Consider the following 16,363-nt stretch of genomic DNA (forward strand, 5'->3'; position numbering starts at 1 on the left):
CTAATTTTCGGCTTGTGTTTGATATGGTGAAACAACAGGGGCTGGAGGTTCTGCCCTTGGCGGCCAATGTAGGCGGGGACTTTTTAAACTACATCATTCGTCTTGATTGTGTCGAGCAAGAGGGTTTGGAGGCTACAGGACAGCGAGTCTCGGCGGCGATGGCTCGATGGATGGAGCTTGGTGAGCCGGTGCCGCATATTGAACGACTCTGAGAGGGTTAGAGCGGATCTTGCTTCTTTTTTGGGCGTCGTTTTTTAGCGGTGATAAAAAACCCTTGGTGCGGAGCGAAGCCCACACCAAGGGTTTTGTCTTGAGTTCTGATCAAGCAACTGGTGGGGTAGGCCCACTTGGCGTCGCTGTTCAGTTCGGGGCTTGGCTGGTTTATTTACCCGCTGCTGCCAACGCCTGTTTCCAGGCCTCGATGACTGTTTCGTACTCGGCAGCGGCCTTCAAGGGGTCGGTGCTGGCAATCTTGATCTGATCCAGATTAGGTAGTTTGGTCAGTTCGGCCACATTGATGTCGCTGCGGGTGGGGCGGCGGAAGTTCTCAACCAGTTCGGCTTCCTGAACCTCTTTGGACAGTAGAACATCGACCAGTTTGCGCGCTGCTTCCTGGCCGTTCTTGGGGTTCTTGATGACAGCTACGCCTTCAGGGGCGATGAAGGTGCCGTCTTCAGGGTAGACCAGCTCAATGCCTTTCTGACCACCAGCCACATAGGCGTAAGCGGCGTATTCCATGGTCACGCCCAAGGGGTACTCGCCGTTTGCCACACTTTTGTAAACCTGGCCCGAGCTCTTGGACACGATCACGTTGGCCGCCAGCTTTTGCAGGCCTTCAGCGCCATACAGTTGGTAGATGCCGTAAACCTGGTCGTAAGCACTGCCTGACGAGGCGGGGTCACCAATAATGACTTTGCCTTTCCACTGGGGATCGAACAGATCAGCCCAGGTCTTGGGAGCAGCCAAGCCTTTGAGCTGACGGTCGTTGACCATGATGACCATGACGTGCGCGTTGGAGCTGGTCCACAGGCTGTCCTTGCCGTGGAAGGCTTCAGGAATGGCCTTGTTCTCGGGCGACTCGTAAGCCTCGAAGTTCTGCTGGAAAGCGGCCATGGTGCCGTAGCCAGTGCCCCATACCACGTCACCGAGCGGGTTCTGCGATTCGGCTTCGATACGCTTCATCAAGGCGCCAGCGCCCGAAGTCACTTGTTGAATGGACAGGTCAGAAGCAGTCTTTCGAGCGATTTCCAGCGCTGTATCAATGGTTTGCACATTGTTGGGCGTGTACATCACGGCATTGGCGGCCAGGGCGGCACCGGACAGGGACAGGGCGCCGACACTGAAGGAGAGTGCCAGACCAGTTTTCAAAAAACGTGTAGTCAGCATAGTGAGCCTTTTTAGATTAGCGGCTGGAAAACAAATCCAGCTTGAGAAAACGGATAGCCAGATAAATCGGCACCAGAATCACGACCATCAGGATCACCCCGTAAGCCGAAGCACGGGCCAGAAAGCCGGCGTCGATCTGACGGAACATCTGGATGGGCATGGTTTCCATACCACCGTAATACAGCACGATAGTGGCGGAAATTTCAGCCAGTGAAGTGACCCACATCAGGATGGCCGCGCCCAGAATGGCGGGCTTCATCAAGGGCAGAACCACTTTGAAGAAACTCTGGAAGGGGCTGACACCCAGATTGATGGAAGCCTCTTCGATAGAGTCGGGAATGTTGTAGAGCGAGGCCGAGGCCGAGCGAATGGAAAAAGGCACTTTACGCACAAAGTACGCACCGGCCATGATCACCCAAGTGCCGGTCAGCACCAGCATGCCGCTGTTGTAGGTCTGGATCAGGGCAATACCCAGTACGGTGCCGGAAATGGCCAAAGGCAGCATTACCATATAGTCCAGTGCAGTCACCACGAACAAACGTTTTTTCACGATCAGGTAACTGCAGATCGTGGCAAAGCAGGTGCCTGCAACGGTGGCAACACTGGCCAGCATCAGCGAGTTCAAGATGGGCTCGGGGGCGTAGCGCAGGGCACGCTCCATATTGTCCAGGGTGAAGGTGCCGTACTGCATGACCGGGCCGCTGGCTTTGGTGAAAGCACCCATCAGCACGATAAAGGCTGGGATCAGCGAGAAGGTGACAAACATCACCGCACCGATGGTCAGCAAGATACCGGCCAGACCTTGAGCGCGAACCGGACGCGGGGCACGGCCTTGCTGCATCTGGAAGGTCTTGCGCTCCAGTACCCGTTTCTGAATGAATAACACCGCACCGACCAGAATCACGGACACCACGGCCAGCACGCCTTGCATGGTGGGGTTGCCGCTCATCTCGGACAGGAAGGTGGTGTAGGTCAGCGAGGACAGAACATCAACCTGACCACCCAGAATCATGGGGATGGAGAAGTTGTCTACGGCCAGCGTGAACACAATCATGGCATTGACCAGCAAGGCAGGCATCAGCACCGGGAAGGTCACGCTCAGCGCTCGCTTGAGGTTGGTGGCACCCAGGTTCACGGCCGCTTCTTCTAGCGTGCCATCAATGGCTTTGAGCGCAGCCAGCATGCCGATATACACGTAGGTGTAATCGTTCAGGATCAGCACGTAGGACATGCCGAACCAGCCATAGAAGCTGGGCAGATCAATACCGATGCTTTCCAGGGCCAGACGCACCACGCCGTTATTGCCCAGCAGCATCAGCCAGGCTTGCGAGACGATAATGTCGGGTAGCACGATGGTGGTTAAAGGCAGGATCGCCACAATGGCTTTGCCGGGGAAGTCGTAGCGGGCTACCACATAGGCCAGCGGGGCGCCCAGCAGTAAGGTCCCAACGGTGGAGATCAGCCCCAGTTTGATGGTGTTGAAGAAAGCTTCAACATAGCGCGGGTCGCTGAAGAAGGTTTCAAAGCCATGCAGGCTGGGCATGCCCGTTGCCGGGTTGATAATGCTTTGATAGAACAGAGAGGCGAGGGGCCAGACGACCCAGAACACCAGCACCACCAGACAAATCAGGGCGGGCAGGAACCAGGGGGAACGAAGGGCCAGGGGTCTTGCAGCAATAGCCATGGGTCTTAGGCCTCGACCAGACGGCATTCAGGACTAAAGCTCAGATTCACCGAGCCACCTGCAGACAGATGTGGGTCCTGGGCGGCAGCAACGTCAGCAATAATGGGTTTGCCGTCGCTCAACTTCAGGCTGTAGGCCGTTTTAGTCCCTAGGTACTGGCGTGCCACGACTTTAGCGGGGATGCTGCCAGCCTGGGCTTCAGTATGCAGGGTGATGTTTTCGGGGCGCACAGCCAGCAGCACCTGACCATCAGGGGGTGGGCTGTTTACCAGAATGTGTCCGCCGGCAATACTGACGGTGGTGTGATCGGCGTCCACATGTACACCCAGAGTGTCGATCAGGTTGGCCGCGCCAATAAAGTCGGCGGCATAGGCGGTACGCGGTGTGGCGTACATGGCTTCGGGGGTATCGAGCTGATCGATACGGCCCTGGCGCAACAAGGCAATGCGATCCGACATGGACAGGGCTTCTTCCTGGTCATGCGTCACGAAAATAGCCGTGATGTTGGATTCTTGCTGCAATTCGCGGATGACCTGGCGCATTTGAATACGCAGCTTGGCATCCAGATTGGACAAGGGTTCATCCATCAACAAGACTCGAGGCTCGATCACCAGGGCGCGGGCCAGGGCCACACGCTGGCGCTGGCCGCCGGACAGCTCGGCCGGGTAGCGCTGGGCCATGCCGCCCAGCTCAACGCGGTCCAGGATATAGGCGACTTTTTTCTTGATGTCGCTGCTGCTGACCTTGCGCACCCGCAAGCCGTAAGCCACATTGTCAAATACGGTTTTATCGGGGAACAGCGCGTAGTCCTGGAACACCATGCCGGTCTCGCGTTTGTGCGCGGGCAGATAGGTAATATCTTCCTTGTCCAGAAACAGACGGCCTTCATCGGGGATGATGAAACCGGCAATCATACGCAGCAACGTGGTTTTCCCACAGCCGCTGGGCCCTAGTAACGTGAAGAACTCGCCATGCCGGATTTGCAGGCTCAATTCATTGATGATGGTGTTGCTGCCGTAGCGTTTCACTACGCGATCGATGTGGATTTCTGCCATGGGGATAGATCAGCCTGGGGCTCAAGAGTGCAGGTAAACCGACAAGCAGGGGAGCGCTTGCCTAGGCTTTAAAAAGAGGCAGCTCAGCGGCTATTGACGAGGTAAACCTAGCGGTAGCGGGATTCTGAGCGAACATTACAGATTAATGACAAGTTTTATAAGAAGTTGCTATCTTAGCAGCAGGCCAATACTTGTAGTTTTAATTATCAGGCGTCTAAGTCCAAGGCAAAGGCTGATTGCATCAGTGTTACCGGGCAGGCAAGCAAAAAAAATCCGTAGAACAAGCATCCTATTGCGATAATCAGGTGGTAGTAATGTGTCTTGCTTTTTCGTCTAAAGCGGTCTAGTGCGAGTTAGGGTTTCTTGTGTCAAATAAAGGCCCTTATAGTGAGTTCAAAAAGAATGGTGGTTTCCTGCAAAAGGCAGGGGTGGGAGAGGGATACAACGGGGTAGGTATTTATCCTGTTCAAGCAGGTCTGCAATAGGCCTGCTCATGCACATCCGAATTTATAGATGGTGTTCCGGTGTTGTGGACAGACACAGACCGGGCCGGAGAGGTTGTTGGGTCGTGTCCCCTTGGGGGACAGACTCACCCATCCGGGTACTGCACGTCGTCAGAGATCATAGAAGTTAGTTAATTAACTGGAGATTGAAGATGCGACTGGGTGTACTAAGCCCCCGGGGGACCGGGGAAAAGAGGGTAGCGGCCACGCCCGATACCATCAAGGCTTACCGCAAGGCGGGCCATGAGGTGATTATCGAGGCGGGTGCCGGACAGGGTATTGCCAGCTCGGATGCTGACTACGAGGCAGCAGGGGCAACGATAGGCGATCCCTATCAAGCCACCGTGCTGCTGGTAGTGGGCCCGGCTGATGTTGATTCGGCACGTTTACGTGCCGAGCATGTGGTCGTCGGTATGCTGGACCCTTACGAGAGCGAGGGTCTGGACAGGCTGGCCTCTTCGGGCTGCCAGGCATTTGCCCTGGAGCTGATCCCGCGCACTACGCGGGCGCAAAGCATGGACGTTCTGTCCTCACAAGCCAATATTGCCGGTTATGCCGCAGTGCTGAAAGCGGCCACCTTATATCCCCGATTCTTCCCCATGATGATGACCGCGGCGGGCACCGTCAAAGCGGCCCGAGTTGTGGTGCTGGGCGCGGGTGTGGCCGGTTTGCAGGCGATTGCGACAGCGCGTCGTCTGGGGGCGGTGGTGGAAGCCTCTGACGTGCGTCCTGCCGCGCGTGAGCAGATCGAGTCCTTGGGTGGCAAGTTTATTGACGTGCCCTATGAGACGGATGAAGAGCGTGAGGCGGCGCAAGGGGTAGGCGGTTATGCCCGTCCCATGCCCGCTTCCTGGTTGCAACGGCAGGCGGCGGTGGTGGCGGCACGTTGCGCCCAGGCCGACGTCATCATCACCACGGCATTGATTCCGGGGCGCCCTGCTCCGCGTCTGATTGCCGAGGATGTGGTGCAGTCCATGCGAGCGGGTTCGGTCATTGTTGATCTGGCCGCGGCCCGTGGCGGTAACTGCGCCTTGACCGAGGCGGATCAGATTGTGGAAAAACATGGCGTGACCCTGGTGGGCGAGACCAACTTCCCGGCCCGTGTGGCCGCGGATGCCTCTGCCTTGTACGCACGCAATATTCAACAGTTCCTGGGCTTGATGCTCAAGGATCAGTCTGACGAGCTGCATATCCCTGCGGACGACGACATTGTGAATGCCAGCCGCGTTGTACAGGGTGGCAAACGACTCTTTCCACAGCAGGGAGCCTGACGCCATGGATATTATTTCTCCCCTGGTCATTAACCTGATCATCTTTGTGCTGGCCATCTACGTGGGGTACCACGTGGTCTGGACAGTGACACCCGCTTTGCACACGCCCTTGATGGCGGTGACCAACGCGATCTCGGCCATCATTATTGTGGGTGGGATGTTGGCAGCGGCCCTGACCGAAAGCCCTTGGGCGCAGGCGATGGGCATTATTGCCACCGCGCTGGCCTCGGTCAACGTGTTTGGTGGTTTCCTGGTAACCCGCCGCATGTTGGAAATGTTCAAAAAGAAGGGCGCTAAAAATACGCCCAAGGAAGGGCAGTCATGATTTCCATGAATACCGTTACCTTGTGCTATTTGCTGGCCTCGGTGTGTTTCATTCAGGCCCTGAAAGGCTTGTCGCATCCGGCCAGCTCGCGTCGTGGCAACTTGTTCGGCATGGTGGGGATGGCCTTGGCCATTGCCACTACCGCTGTGCTTATTTATAGCCTGGCCCCTGAAGGTAAAGAGCTCTCTGGCTTGCTGCGGGTTCTGATTGGTTTGGTGATTGGTGGCGTGCTGGGCACCGTCATGGCGCGTCGTGTCGAGATGACCAAGATGCCGGAACTGGTGGCCTTCATGCACAGCATGATTGGTCTGGCTGCGGTAGCCATTGCGATTGCCGTGGTGCTGGAGCCGGTGGCCTTCGGGATTGGATCGGCCGAGGTGGCTCTGCCTATGGGTAACCGTGTGGAGCTGGCTTTGGGCGCGCTGGTCGGTGCCATTACCTTCTCCGGTTCGGTGATCGCGTTTGGCAAGCTGTCGGGCAAGTACAAGTTTCGACTGTTCCAGGGCGCACCTGTCACCTTCAAAGGTCAGCACATGCTGAACCTGCTGCTGGGGCTGTTGGCCCTGGCTTGCGGTGTGATCTTTGTGATGACCCAGGCATGGTGGGCCTTTGGCGTGCTGCTGGCCTTGTCCTTCCTGCTGGGCGTGATGCTGATCATCCCGATTGGCGGGGCAGACATGCCCGTGGTGGTGTCCATGCTGAACAGCTACTCGGGCTGGGCGGCTGCAGGGATTGGTTTCTCCCTGAACAACTCCATGCTGATCATTGCCGGTTCGCTGGTGGGCTCCTCCGGTGCGATTCTGTCCTACATCATGTGCAAGGCCATGAACCGTGCCTTCTTCAACGTGATCCTGGGCGGTTTTGGTGCCAATCCGGAAGCGGCTGCGGGTGCTGCGGATCAGGGCAGTCGTTCGGTGAAATCCGGCAGTGCTGAAGATGCCGCGTTCATGATGAGCAATGCTGAGTCCGTGGTGATTGTGCCCGGTTACGGTTTGGCCGTGGCTCGTGCTCAACACGCTTTGAAAGAGTTGTCGGACAAGCTGACCAGCCAGGGTGTGAATGTGCGCTACGCCATTCATCCGGTGGCCGGTCGTATGCCTGGCCATATGAACGTCTTGCTGGCCGAGGCGGAAATGCCTTACGAGCAAGTCTTTGAAATGGACGACATCAATAGCGAGTTTGCTCAGACCGATGTGGTGCTGGTGCTGGGGGCCAACGATGTGGTCAACCCAGCGGCTAAAAACGATCCGGCTTCGCCGATTGCGGGTATGCCAATTTTGGAGGCCTACAAAGCTCGAACCGTGATTGTCAACAAGCGCTCCATGGCTGCTGGTTATGCCGGTCTGGATAACGAACTGTTCTATATGGATAAGACCATGATGGTGTTTGGCGATGCCAAAAAGACTATCGAAGACATGGTCAAAGCGCTGTAAACCTTTTCAGTTTTAGCGCAGGCAGTAAAAAAGCGCTCTGGTTCCTTGCGGGCCAGAGCGCTTTCTTGTTGGGTAGGGTGAGCTCAGAACTTGGGGCCGGAGCGCAACTGCTCGCACATTTGCTGGCGTTGTTCGGCTGTGGCTTTCTGTAGATCCTGACGACCCCGGTCCACACCTTGCTCAAAAGCTTTGTCAAAGTCCTCGTCATTGAGCCCCATGCTTTGAATGGAGGATTTCTGCTGTTTTTTCATCTCATCAAGCTGGGCCTGGCTGTAGTCACCGCACACTTCGGCGGCAGCATGCATGGCTCCGCCCATTTGGGCCAGTTGAATGGCAGGGCTGCTGTCCCGGGCGTAGCTATTGGTGCTGGCCAGAAGGAGGGCCGCTAAAGGCAAAAGAAGTTTTGTGCGCTCAAACATGGTCAATCCTGTCGAATAAGAAGAGGTCCGCGCAGATTGTGTGGGCTGGCAGGGGCGGGGAGGTCCTATCTGGCGGAAGTCGCTACTTTACACCGCTTGGCCCTGTACGATTCAGGCCCTTGGGGGGCAAGTAAGTGCAATAGATATTGTGCCCGGTTTTCGGTGACAGGGATTTGATCTGTTGGTGGGTGAGTAGTGGGGGGAGAAAAGAAAGCGGGAGGCAAAGAAAAAGCCCTGATGACAATGTCATCAGGGCTGATCTTTTCAGAGTCTCATCCATTGGGTTTTATCCCACGAGTTCTAACTCTGGTCGTTAATTTCAGTAAAGAAACCAACGTGAATATGGCGCGGCTGGCAAGATTCGAACTCACGACCCCTTGGTTCGTAGCCAAGTACTCTATCCAACTGAGCTACAGCCGCTAAAGAAGTGAAACTATAGCAGATTATTTATCTGGATGACAAGCCTAAAAAGCGTTTTTCTTGAAATAAAGGCAAAATTTTTCTGAAAAGACCAGAAAATAAGGTGTTGGCGGGGTTGTGACGCAAGGTGAGGCGGATTTAACCTGACACTGTGTAGTGTTTTTAAGCTGCGGATGCCTTTGACGAGGACTATCTCCTCGATGGAGCGTTTGACGGCCTGAGTATTGCAGCCAGTACCACCAAAGCGTGGTTTGCAGAATGCTGGTGGAAAGCGGGTGGGTGGAGCTATGCCGTTCCCGTAACGGCATGGGTGCACGACGGGTTTGGGGATGCTGCAGGTATTGTGTTGTCAGAAAGACGATAAGGCCGTGAAGGAGCCGTTCCTGGCTATATAAAGCCATGACCGGTAGTGCTCATTTTTTTGTTTAATCCTGCTCGTGTTGTTGTTGTTGTTGTTGTGGGTGCAGGCATGAGTGCCGTTCGGCCGTGTAGAGAAGCTTTTTGCCGCCTGATATCCGAGCAGAAAGCAAAAAAGCCATTTCCGAAGAAATGGCTTTTTTACTGAATATGGCGCGGCTGGCAGGATTCGAACCCACGACCCCTTGGTTCGTAGCCAAGTACTCTATCCAACTGAGCTACAGCCGCTAAAGAAGTAGAACTATAGCACGACCATTTTGACTTGTCACCAAAATATCTGTTCTTTTTAGCAAAATAGTCTCTTTTTGGATTTCTCGATATAGGGAAACGCTGGAAAGCCGCCTGGCTTGTAGCCCTGCCCGGGACTGGTCACGTTCATGATTGGGCTCACGCAGAAAAATAGAGAAGGAAGAAACTTCGAACAGTCTGCTTCGGATGACTTGCCCCACAGGAAACAAAGCCGCATTATTACGCCATTGTTTTGGAGCCCAATGTCATGGATCTGTCGAAAATTACCTGCACTGAAGATTTCCGCCTGGCGGCCAAACGCCGCGTGCCCAAGATGTTTTATGACTACGCTGATTCCGGCTCCTGGACGCAGGGAACGTATCATGCGAACGAGCAGGATTTTCACAAACTGAAATTCAAACAGCGCGTGGCGGTAGATATTGACCATCGCAGCCTTAAGACCAAGCTCTTGGGTCAGGATGTGGCCATGCCCGTGGCAATTTCTCCCACTGGTCTGACGGGTATGCAGCATGCTGATGGCGAAATGCTGGCAGCCTTGGCCGCACGGGATTTTGGCATTCCTTTCACCCTGTCCACCATGAGCGTGTGCTCGCTGGAAGATGTGGCTCAGGCGACCCGCGCCCCGTTCTGGTTTCAGCTTTATGTGATGCGTGATCGCAGCTTTATTGAGAACCTGATCGCGCGTGCCAAAGCCGCCAATTGCTCGGCTTTGGTGTTGACCTTGGACTTGCAAGTGCTGGGCCAGCGTCACAAGGACATCAAAAATGGCCTGACCACACCCCCGCGTCTGACCATTCCTAATTTGCTGAATCTGGCGACCAAGCCTTATTGGTGCCGCAATATGTTGCGTACGCACCGTCGCAGCTTTGGCAATATCGTCGGTCACGCCAAGGGCGTGTCGGATCTGCGCTCCTTGTCGACCTGGACTGCCGAGCAGTTCGACCCGACCTTGAACTGGAAAGACATTGAGTGGATCAAGAATGCCTGGGGCGGAAAGCTGATTGTGAAAGGCATTATGGATGCGGACGATGCCCGTTACGCCGTCGATAGCGGCGCCGATGCCTTGATCGTGTCCAATCACGGTGGCCGTCAGTTGGATGGCGCACCGTCATCAATTTCCTGCCTGCCTGCGATCAGCAAGGCGGTGGGCGACAAGATTGAGGTGCTGGTCGATGGGGGAATCCGCAGTGGTCAGGATGTGTTGCGCGCCCGAGCCCTGGGTGCCCAAGGCGCCATGATTGGCCGTGCTTTCCTGTATGCCTTGGGTGCAGCAGGTCAGGCGGGGGTGGCCCGCCTACTGAAACTGATGGCCAATGAGCTGGATGTATCCATGGCTTTTTGCGGTCGTACCGATATCAATCAGGTAGACCGCTCCATCTTGCTCAATCCCGATATTTTTGATCGTCCCGGTTACTGAAGACCGATATGCAAGGGCCCTGGCTGGACCGGCAAATGACCGCGTCCGTGGGGCCCGTTCAGGTCCAGCACCGGGCCGGCCGGCACGATACCGCTCGGGTTCAGTTGATGATGGCTGCGGTAGTAGTGGATCTTGATGTGATCCAGGTTGAACGTGCTGGCCACGCCGGGCATTTGGTACAGCTCCAGCATGTAATTCCATAGATTCGGATAATCAATCAGACGGCGCAGATTACATTTGAAGTGGCCGACATAAACGGGATCAAAGCGAATCAAGGTGGTAAACAGTCGCCAGTCAGCCTCGGTCAGTTGCGTACCGACCAGATAGCGTTGCTGGCTCAGGCGGGCTTCCAGTCCATCCAGGCTGTCAAACAGGGCGTGAACCGCGGTGTCGTAGGCCGCTTGTGAGCGGGCAAAACCTGCTTTGTAGACTCCGTTATTGACGGTGTCATAGACATGGGCATTGATCTGGTCGATTTCACCCAGCAGCTCGGCAGGTGCCATATCCAGACTGCGCGCCCCCAAGGTATCGAATGCGCTATTGAAAATGCGCATGATCTCGGCCGACTCATTATTGATGATCGTGCCGCGCTGTTTGTCCCACAGCACGGGCACGGTAACGCGCCCGGTAAATTGTGGGTCTGCCTTGGCATAGAGCTGATGCAGGAATTGAGCATCCATGACTGGGTCCGGCACCACGCCATCGGCCGGTTCAAAGGTCCAGCCTTGATTGTCCATGATGGGGTTTACCACCGAGACCGAAATCAGCTTTTGCAGCCCCTTTAGTTCGCGCATGATCAAGGTGCGATGTGCCCAGGGGCAGGCCAGCGAAACATACAGGTGATAGCGGTTGGCCTGGGCAGGCTGCGCTGCCTGGCCGTCCGGGCCGGGGCCGCCATCGGCCGTAATCCAGTCCCGGAAGGCAGATTGGGCACGTTGAAAGGTATCGGACTGAGTGCTGCTGACAGGCTCGTTGCTGTGCCATTGTCCATCTATCATCATGCCCATCTGTGTACTCCGTTTTAGCCTTTCAGCTTGATTGCAATTTCAGCGATATGGCGGCCCTGGTAGCGCGCGCCGTCCAGTTCGTTCTGGCTGGGCTGACGCGAACCATCGCCACCGGCAATGGTGGAGGCACCGTAAGGGCTGCCGCCAGTGACTTCATTGATCAGGGTCTGGCCTGCAAAGCTGTAGGGCAGGCCCACCACGATCATGCCAAAGTGCATCAGGTTATGAATAATGGACAACAGCGTCAGCTCCTGCCCACCGTGTTGGGTGGCGGTAGAGGTAAAGGCACCGCCTACCTTGCCATTGAGTGCGCCACGCGCCCACAGACCACCGGCCTGATCCAGAAAACTGGCCATTTGCGAGCTGATGCGTCCGAAACGGGTGCCGGTGCCCACAATAATGGCGTCGTAGTTTTCCAGGTCGGCAATGGTGGCGACCGGAGCGTCTTGATCCAGCTTGAAATTCGCTTTTTGGGCCACCGCTTCCGGGACCAGTTCGGGGACACGCTTGATGTCCACCGTCGCGCCAGCGCTTTGTGCACCTTCGGCTACCGCTTGAGCCATTTTTTCTACGTGGCCATAGGCGGAGTAATAGAGAACCAGGACTTTTGCCATTTGAACTTCTCCAGTAAAGCGATCAACAAGGAATCGGGCGGGGTAACGGCCCCAAGGCTAGGCTGGGACACATGTGCTATGACGATGATAGTCGGGCAAAGCCTGCTCTGACAAACCGTTGGGCGCACTGTTTTGTGTCAGAGTCTGTCTTGCTAAGCAAGCGGCAGTTCCGGGCAAAGTCAGCCTGGTAACAGGGCGTAGGTGGTGGTGGCGTGAGCCACCAGCTTGCCTTGATCGTCCAGCAGCTTGATATCACCAAAGACCATGCTTTTGCCACGTTTCAGTACTTGGGCGTGAACCAGCACATCCCCTTGGCTGACCGGGCGTACAAAACTGGTGTTCAGCGAAACCGTGGTCATGGGGCGAAATTCCCCCAGGCTTTGACTGACGGCCAGCACCATGGCGGTATCGGCCGCAGCCATATAGACCTGACCGCAAACCACGCCGGCCACGTGTGTCAGTTGATCCGAGAAAGGCAGGCGCAATACAACGCCGTCTTCGCTCAGGTTTTCTACGCGCAGCTTCAGGGCTTGCACCCAGGGGGCGAACAGCGTGTCCAGCAAATGTTGGCTTTGGTCGTGAGTCATTGGGGATCAGCCGCAGTAAACAGAAATAATGTTGTTTTGTTCGTCTACGCGGATGTTCAGGCGGCTTGGGTCGTAGTCGGTGGTGTACATGCGGTCTGGGGCCAGTACGCGAGCTTTCGCAGCACCGGCTTGTTTAACAAGGCGCTCGACCTGGCTTTGGCTGGCGGTCTGGCCAGCAGGGCTCAAGGCGTCCGCATTGCACAGGCCAACAGGGGCGTCGCTGAACGAAGAGGTCGAGCTTGTTTGTGCGCTATTACCCGTGGCCGTGCAAGCTGCCAGCAAAACGGCGGGAAGGACGCTAAGTAGTACGGAAAGTCGCATGGGAAATCCTTAAAAGCAGCTGATACGCATTCAGCGTGAAGGATTAATAATACCTGTTCTACGCGGGGCGTTTAAGGCCTTTGACACTGCGTTTTGTGGTGGTTTTGCCCGGTTTGACCGATACCTGCGGATGCCGGGCAATCGAGTAGCGCAGGGGGGCCTTGGCCCAGGTTCCTGCATAGTCCACGCCAATACGTGGGCCGATCAGGATTTGCTCTGGCGGCAGAGCAGGAGCGTCCAGTAGATGCAAGGTAGGGGCGCACGCATCGGCACCGTTATAGGCCTTGTCGATGCCCAGTCCTTTGCATAGACGCCCCGGGCCAGACAGGGAAGGGCCATCCTGGGGCCAGGTCCATTGCGCTGCCCGCAGCAGGACGGCTGTGCCGTCGCCCGGCATGCCACTGACGATATTCATGCAGTGGTGCAGGCCATAAATCAAATACACGTAGGCATAGCCAGCCGGGCCAAACATCAGCCGTGTGCGCTCGGTAATGCCGCGCCGGCTGTGGGCAGCCTGATCTTGAGGGCCCAAATAAGCCTCGGTTTCCACAATGGTGGCACAGCGCCTGCCGCGTTCGTCATTCAAAACCAGGGTTTTGCCCAGCAATTCCAGGGCGACGTAACGTGGATCGCGGGCAAAGAAGGCTCTTGGCAGATGCAGCGCGGACTTAGTCATTGCCGGGAATCTGCTCCAGTTTGTTTAACCAGGTCTGTTTTTGCTCCTTGGGTAAAAAGGAGGAGCGCAGGCTATTGGCTGCCAGGGTACGCAAATCAGCCTGCTGCAGATTCAGGGCCTGGGCGCTTTGCATATAGTTGTCCAGTAGGTAGCCGCCAAAATAGGCCGGGTCGTCCGAGTTCACGCAGACATTCAGGCCGCGATCCAGCAAGTGCTTCAAGTTGTGCTGGTGCAGGCTGTCAAAAACCTTGAGCTTGATGTTGGACAGGGGACAGACTGTCAAGGAAATGGCGTGGTCGGCCAAGTATTGCATCAGGGCCGGGTCGTCCTGGCTGCGGACGCCATGATCGATGCGTTCCACGTTCAGCAGTTGCAGGGCATCGCGGACATAGCTGGCCGGGCCTTCTTCACCGGCATGGGCGACCAGCCGGAAACCCAGATCTCGGCAACGGGCATAGACCTTCTCGAATTTGGCGGGCGGGTTGCCTTTTTCCGAGGAGTCCAGGCCAATCGCAATCCATAGGTCGGAATACTGATTACGTAAGGGCAGGGCGGCGTCCAACGTGGCAAAAGCATCGGCTTGGCTCAGGTGACGCAGGAAACTCAAGATCAGATAGCTATTGATACCCAGCTCGGACTTGGCCTGGCGGGCGGCGCGGGCAATTCCGGCAAACACGGTTTCCATGGCAATCCCGCGTGCGGTGTGTGTTTGCGGGTCAAACATGATTTCCGTATGGACAATGCCATCGGCCTGGGCGCGTAGAAAGTAGGCCCAAGTCATGTCAAAGAAATCCTGCTCGGTGATCAGGACGCCGGCCCCTGCGTAATACAGGTCCAGAAAGGACTGTAGATCGGTGAACTGATAGGCGGCTTGCAGGCTGGCCTGATCGGGATAGGGCAGCGTAATGTGATTGCGCTGGGCCAGCTTGAAAATCAAGTCCGGTTCCAGCGTGCCTTCAATATGAAGGTGCAGTTCAGCCTTGGGCAGTTGGCGGGTAAATTCGCGTAAAGAAAAAGCGGAATCAGACACGGGGCGCTCCTGTTAAGCACACTATGCGCCCCATTATACGAAGGCGTAGGCTCTGGGGTCAGGTGTCCTTGCCACGCCAGGCGGCTATTGCCAGAAAGAGCCAGGCCAGGATCATGGCCACCCCGCCAAGAGGGGTAATGGCCCCCAGCCATTTCACGCCGCTGAGCACCAGAATGTACAAGCTGCCGCTAAAAATCAGCACGCCAGCCAGCATCAGAATGGCGCTGCGGGATTGCCAGGCTGTATTTAGCTGTGAGCCTAACGCGGCAATCAGCAGCAGGCCCAGGCCATGTAGTAATTGATACAGCACGGCGGTATGCCAGGTCGCCAGGGCCGATGCGTCAACCATGGCACGCAAGGCGTGGGCACCAAACGCGCCCAGGCCGACGCCCAGAGCCAGAATCAGTGCGCCCAGGCACAGGATGGATCGTGATTTCATGTCTTTCCTTGCAAGTCGCTGCCGTCGCAGCGCGCAGGCAGGCCAGTGCTATTATCGAACAAAAAAACGGGCTTTGTCTGTAAGGAGACAGCATGCAAGAAATAGCTCCGGTCCCACCAGAGGCACAAGATGTTGTGGTGGCCGCGTATCGCTATCAGTCTGGCCAGCCAGCTCAGGTTTTGGATATTCATCACCTTGCTGCGCATGACCCCTTGCAGGATGGTTTTATCTGGATTGGCTTGAAAGACCCCAGTGAGGCCACCTTGCGCGAGGTGGGGGCGCAACTGGGTCTGCCAGACAATGCTGTTGAAGAATTGATTGCTCCTCATCGCCGTCCCAAGCTGCTGGAGTTCAGTAATTGCCTGATTGTGGTTGCGGTGACGCTGGGCCTGAAGGATTTGCGCCCGCTGTTGGGTACGACACAGATTTTGATTGCCCACGGTTTGTTGCTGACGGTGCGCCGTGGTTCCAACAGCAATTACCTGCCCTTGCGCGCCCGCCTGGAAAGTACGCCCGCTTTGCTGGCGCGGGGCAGCGACTTTGTGGCCTCGGAGCTGCTGGACTTGATTGTGGACCAGTATCAGACTTCGTTGGAGCAAACTGAAAAAGCCGTAGAAGCCATTGAGCAGCAATTCCTGATTCGAGGTTTCAAGGAAAACGATGTACGGCGTATTTATCGCTTACGGCGCGACTTGCTGCGTGTCCATACGGCAGTGTCGCCGCTGGCCGAGTTGACGCGTCGCTTGTCGCGTATCGAACTTGAATATGTCGATGCGGAAAGCAGGGCCTATTTTGCTGAGGTTTCAGACCGTATTGCGCGCACGGCCGAGTTTATTAATAGTCAGCGACAAGCCCTGGCTTTTGCCTTTGAAGGCGGGTTGATGATCGGGCAGATGCAGCAAACCGATACCACCCGCAAGCTGGCCGCTTGGGCCGCTATCCTGGCCGTGCCAACTGCCGTGGCGGGGATTTATGGCATGAACTTCAAGTACATGCCGGAACTGGAGTGGACGCTGGGTTACCCCATGGCCTTGGGCTTGATGGGCAGCGTGTGCGGATTTTTGTACTGGAAATTCAAAAAGGCCAAATGGCTCTAGCCTGAAGCAAAGA

At 56.2% G+C, this 16,363-nt stretch carries 17 protein-coding genes and 2 tRNA genes; 6 read left to right on the forward strand and 13 right to left on the reverse strand.

Going from position 1 to position 16,363, the window contains the following annotated elements; genetic code table 11:
* Positions 1 to 23: 23 nt before the first annotated feature.
* Complete coding sequence (locus tag AC6I6N_RS12200) at positions 24 to 212, forward strand: hypothetical protein (RefSeq protein ID WP_395029478.1); 189 nt, start codon at positions 24 to 26, stop codon at positions 210 to 212.
* 169 nt (positions 213 to 381) lie between these two features.
* Here AC6I6N_RS12200 and AC6I6N_RS12205 read toward each other — a convergent pair whose 3' ends face one another.
* The 3 genes from AC6I6N_RS12205 to AC6I6N_RS12215 are packed head-to-tail and all read right to left on the reverse strand — an operon-like array spanning position 382 to position 4,125.
* Positions 382 to 1,386: an extracellular solute-binding protein gene (locus AC6I6N_RS12205; RefSeq protein ID WP_094195912.1), complete on the reverse strand. Its 1,005-nt coding sequence runs from the start codon at positions 1,384 to 1,386 to the stop codon at positions 382 to 384.
* 16 nt (positions 1,387 to 1,402) lie between these two features.
* On the reverse strand, positions 1,403 to 3,070 hold the full coding sequence (locus AC6I6N_RS12210; RefSeq protein ID WP_249461404.1) for an ABC transporter permease: 1,668 nt from the start codon (positions 3,068 to 3,070) through the stop codon (positions 1,403 to 1,405).
* A gap of 5 nt (positions 3,071 to 3,075) precedes the next feature.
* Positions 3,076 to 4,125: an ABC transporter ATP-binding protein gene (locus AC6I6N_RS12215; RefSeq protein ID WP_497943539.1), complete on the reverse strand. Its 1,050-nt coding sequence runs from the start codon at positions 4,123 to 4,125 to the stop codon at positions 3,076 to 3,078.
* Between the two features lie 655 nt (positions 4,126 to 4,780).
* On the opposite strand from AC6I6N_RS12215, the gene AC6I6N_RS12220 reads away from it, so the two are divergent.
* The 3 genes from AC6I6N_RS12220 to AC6I6N_RS12230 are packed head-to-tail and all read left to right on the forward strand — an operon-like array spanning position 4,781 to position 7,657.
* Positions 4,781 to 5,899, forward strand: a complete 1,119-nt coding sequence (locus tag AC6I6N_RS12220; RefSeq protein ID WP_108727939.1) for an NAD(P) transhydrogenase subunit alpha — start codon at positions 4,781 to 4,783, stop codon at positions 5,897 to 5,899.
* Between the two features lie 4 nt (positions 5,900 to 5,903).
* The gene (locus tag AC6I6N_RS12225) at positions 5,904 to 6,224 is read left to right on the forward strand and encodes an NAD(P) transhydrogenase subunit alpha part 2 (RefSeq protein ID WP_009457776.1); all 321 of its coding nucleotides are present in this window, start codon (positions 5,904 to 5,906) and stop codon (positions 6,222 to 6,224) included.
* On the forward strand, positions 6,221 to 7,657 hold the full coding sequence (locus AC6I6N_RS12230) for an NAD(P)(+) transhydrogenase (Re/Si-specific) subunit beta (protein ID WP_094195916.1): 1,437 nt from the start codon (positions 6,221 to 6,223) through the stop codon (positions 7,655 to 7,657). The genes AC6I6N_RS12225 and AC6I6N_RS12230 overlap by 4 nt, the downstream gene beginning before the upstream one ends.
* Before the next feature lie 83 nt (positions 7,658 to 7,740).
* Here the strand turns inward: AC6I6N_RS12230 and AC6I6N_RS12235 are convergent, their stop codons facing one another.
* From AC6I6N_RS12235 to AC6I6N_RS12245, 3 genes are all read right to left on the reverse strand, one after another.
* On the reverse strand, positions 7,741 to 8,076 hold the full coding sequence (locus tag AC6I6N_RS12235; RefSeq protein WP_108727938.1) for a hypothetical protein: 336 nt from the start codon (positions 8,074 to 8,076) through the stop codon (positions 7,741 to 7,743).
* Positions 8,077 to 8,419: 343 nt separating this feature from the next.
* Positions 8,420 to 8,496: transfer RNA gene (locus AC6I6N_RS12240), tRNA-Arg, on the reverse strand.
* Between the two features lie 568 nt (positions 8,497 to 9,064).
* Positions 9,065 to 9,141, reverse strand: a tRNA-Arg gene (locus AC6I6N_RS12245).
* Between the two features lie 268 nt (positions 9,142 to 9,409).
* Here AC6I6N_RS12245 and AC6I6N_RS12250 point away from each other — a divergent pair.
* Positions 9,410 to 10,579, forward strand: coding sequence for an alpha-hydroxy acid oxidase (locus AC6I6N_RS12250; RefSeq protein WP_094195918.1), 1,170 nt, complete (start codon positions 9,410 to 9,412; stop codon positions 10,577 to 10,579).
* On the opposite strand, the gene AC6I6N_RS12255 is transcribed toward AC6I6N_RS12250, so the two are convergent.
* From AC6I6N_RS12255 to AC6I6N_RS12285, 7 genes are all read right to left on the reverse strand, one after another.
* The gene (locus AC6I6N_RS12255; RefSeq protein ID WP_230019133.1) at positions 10,573 to 11,586 is read right to left on the reverse strand and encodes a glutathione S-transferase family protein; all 1,014 of its coding nucleotides are present in this window, start codon (positions 11,584 to 11,586) and stop codon (positions 10,573 to 10,575) included. The genes AC6I6N_RS12250 and AC6I6N_RS12255 overlap by 7 nt on opposite strands.
* Positions 11,587 to 11,600: 14 nt before the next feature.
* Positions 11,601 to 12,200 carry an NAD(P)H:quinone oxidoreductase gene (gene wrbA / locus AC6I6N_RS12260; protein ID WP_094195920.1) on the reverse strand — a complete coding sequence of 200 codons (600 nt, stop codon included), beginning with the start codon at positions 12,198 to 12,200 and terminating at the stop codon, positions 11,601 to 11,603.
* Positions 12,201 to 12,379: 179 nt separating this feature from the next.
* On the reverse strand, positions 12,380 to 12,787 hold the full coding sequence (locus AC6I6N_RS12265; RefSeq protein ID WP_108727936.1) for a PaaI family thioesterase: 408 nt from the start codon (positions 12,785 to 12,787) through the stop codon (positions 12,380 to 12,382).
* A 6-nt stretch (positions 12,788 to 12,793) separates the two neighbouring features.
* A complete protein-coding gene (locus AC6I6N_RS12270; RefSeq protein ID WP_094195922.1) occupies positions 12,794 to 13,108 on the reverse strand; it encodes an I78 family peptidase inhibitor in 315 nt (104 codons plus the stop codon).
* 58 nt (positions 13,109 to 13,166) lie between these two features.
* Positions 13,167 to 13,784, reverse strand: a complete 618-nt coding sequence (locus AC6I6N_RS12275) for a DNA-3-methyladenine glycosylase (RefSeq protein WP_108727935.1) — start codon at positions 13,782 to 13,784, stop codon at positions 13,167 to 13,169.
* Entirely contained in the window at positions 13,777 to 14,814 is a 1,038-nt protein-coding gene (locus AC6I6N_RS12280) for an adenosine deaminase (RefSeq protein WP_497943540.1), read from the reverse strand. The genes AC6I6N_RS12275 and AC6I6N_RS12280 overlap by 8 nt, the downstream gene beginning before the upstream one ends.
* Positions 14,815 to 14,872: 58 nt before the next feature.
* Positions 14,873 to 15,253, reverse strand: coding sequence for a DUF423 domain-containing protein (locus AC6I6N_RS12285; RefSeq protein WP_497943541.1), 381 nt, complete (start codon positions 15,251 to 15,253; stop codon positions 14,873 to 14,875).
* A 92-nt stretch (positions 15,254 to 15,345) separates the two neighbouring features.
* Here AC6I6N_RS12285 and AC6I6N_RS12290 point away from each other — a divergent pair, with 92 nt between their 5' ends.
* Complete coding sequence (locus tag AC6I6N_RS12290; protein ID WP_094195926.1) at positions 15,346 to 16,350, forward strand: magnesium and cobalt transport protein CorA; 1,005 nt, start codon at positions 15,346 to 15,348, stop codon at positions 16,348 to 16,350.
* Positions 16,351 to 16,363: the final 13 nt, after the last annotated feature.

The organism is Alcaligenes sp. LTN-3, from assembly GCF_059735605.1.